A 2,121-nucleotide genomic window follows, 5' to 3' on the forward strand; every position below is an offset into this window, starting at 1 on the left:
CAGCACCTACAACTCGCCGGGCGGCGGCTCCGGCGTCGCCATCCCGCAGGGGGCCACCACCACGCTGCTGGGCCAGGACGGCTCGGTGCGCCAGGTGCCGACGCCGCGCTGATGGCCATGGAAATCCTCTACTTCGCCTGGGTCCGGCAGAAGGTCGGCCAGGGCGCCGAGACGCTGGAGCCGCCGGCCGAGGTGGCGGACGTGGCGGGGCTGATGCGCTGGCTGGCGGCGCGCAGCCCGGGCCATGCGGCGGCCTTCGCCCAGCCGGGGCAGATCCGCGCCGCGGTGAACCAGGAATTCTGCCCGCCCGACCACCCGGTGCGGCCGGGCGACGAGGTGGCCTTCTTCCCCCCCGTGACGGGCGGCTGAGGCCATGGCCACGGTCCGCGTGCAGGAAGCACCCTTCGACATCGCGGCCGAGCAGGCGGCGCTGGCGGAGGGCCGTGTCGATGTCGGCGGCATCGCCGCCTTCACCGGCCTGTGCCGCGCCGATGACGGCATCGCGGCGCTGGTGCTGGAGCACTACCCCGGCATGACCGAGCGGGCGCTGGCCGGCATTGCCGCCGAGGCGGAATCGCGCTGGCCGCTCACCGGCTGCACCGTCATCCACCGCGTGGGGCGCATCCTGCCCGGCGAGCCGATCGTGCTGGTGCTGGCCGCCAGCGCCCACCGCACCGCCGCGCTGGAGGCCTGCGCCTTCCTCATCGACTGGCTGAAGACCGGCGCCCCCTTCTGGAAGCGCGAGGAATTCGCCGACGGGCGCGAGCGCTGGGTGGAGGCCCGCGCCAGCGACGACGCCGCCGCCGAGCGCTGGCGGCAGGCCGGCTAGCGCCATGCGCCGGGCCGGGCGCCTCGCCGCCATCCTCGCGGCGGTGCCGCTGCTGGTCTGGCCCGCCTTCCTCAACGGCTACCCGCTGCTGTTCAGCGACACCGGCGCCTTCCTGGCGCAGACAATCGAGCCGCTGATGATCTGGGACAAGCCCTGGATCTACGGCCCGCTGCTGCACCTGTTCCACTGGGAGCAGACGCTCTGGGCGCCGCTGCTGGCGCAGGGGCTGGCGCTCTCGCACCTGCTGTGGCTGACCCAGCGCGTGCTGCGCGCCACCGGGCAGGGCACGGGCGCCACGCCGGCCGCGCACATGCTGCTCTGCGCCGCGCTCGCCACCCTCACCGCCCTGCCCTGGGTGGCGGCGCTGCTGATGCCGGACATCCTCACCCCCCTGGCGGTGCTGGCGCTGTTCCTGCTGGGCTTCGCCCCGCCCGGCGCGCTGTCCCGCGGCGAGGCGCTCTACCTGCTGCTGCTCGGCGCGCTCGCCATCGCGGCGCACCTGTCCAACCTGCCGCTGGCCTTCGCGCTGCTGGTGCTGGCGGCGCTCTACGCCCGGGCGCTGCGGCCGGTGCTGCGGGTGGCGGCGCCGCTCGGGCTGGCGGTGCTGCTGCTGCTCGGCAGCAACGCCGTAGGGCATGGGCGGCTCTCCCTCTCGCCCTATGGCTCCACCTTCCTGCTGGCGCGGCTGATCGGCGACGGGCCGGCGGCGCGCACCATCGCCGAACGCTGCCCGCAATCGGGCTGGTATCTCTGCGCCTGGGCCGGGCGCCTGCCGGCGGACAGCGACGTCTTCCTCTGGACCCCCGACAGCCCGGTGAACCGCGACGCCGAGGGCCGCCCCCGCTTCCTGGGCGGCGTGCTGCTGGCGGAGGAGGCACGGATCATCGTGGCCGAGACGCTGCGGCGCGAGCCCCTGGCCGTGGGCTGGGCGGCGCTCGGCAACGGCGCGGCGCAGCTCTTCAAGGCCGGGGTGGGAGACACGCTGAGCCGCCACGCACTGGGTGATTCGGTCCGCCCGCGCCTCGTCCAGGCCTTCCCGCCCGCCGAGGTGGCGGCGCATGACGCCGCCGCCCAGGCGCAGGACCGGCTGGAGGGCCTCGCCGCGCCCTTCCTCTGGCCGCAGGGCGTGGTGCTGGTGCTGGGCGCGCTGGGGCTGCTGGCCTTCTGGCGCGCGCTGGCCCGGCGCGGCGGCCCCCTGCCCGAGGCGGAGCGGCGGCTGCGCCTGGCCTTCGTGCTGGTGCTGCTGGTCGCGGTCTCGGGCAATGCGCTGGCCACCGGCGCGCTCTCCAAGC

At 75.8% G+C, this 2,121-nt stretch carries 3 protein-coding genes; all 3 read left to right on the forward strand.

The window, feature by feature from the left end; genetic code table 11:
• The first annotated feature begins 117 nt into the window (after positions 1-117).
• Positions 118-369, forward strand: a complete 252-nt coding sequence (gene moaD / locus ACZJYS_RS24115; RefSeq protein WP_109517879.1) for a molybdopterin converting factor subunit 1 — start codon at positions 118-120, stop codon at positions 367-369.
• A 4-nt stretch (positions 370-373) separates the two neighbouring features.
• The gene (locus tag ACZJYS_RS24120) at positions 374-829 is read left to right on the forward strand and encodes a molybdenum cofactor biosynthesis protein MoaE (protein ID WP_493180615.1); all 456 of its coding nucleotides are present in this window, start codon (positions 374-376) and stop codon (positions 827-829) included.
• A gap of 4 nt (positions 830-833) precedes the next feature.
• On the forward strand, positions 834-2,121 hold a 1,288-nt coding region (locus tag ACZJYS_RS24125; RefSeq protein WP_493180616.1), incomplete at its 3' end, for a hypothetical protein.

The sequence above is a fragment of the Roseomonas sp. TS2 genome (genome assembly GCF_058833935.1).

Bases quoted from the DNA above. Each gene is read 5' to 3' on its own strand.
- ACZJYS_RS24120 (WP_493180615.1), top strand. From the start codon at position 374: ATGGCCACGGTCCGCGTGCAGGAAGCACCCTTCGACATCGCGGCCGAG.
- moaD (WP_109517879.1), top strand. From the start codon at position 118: ATGGAAATCCTCTACTTCGCCTGGGTCCGGCAGAAGGTCGGCCAGGGC.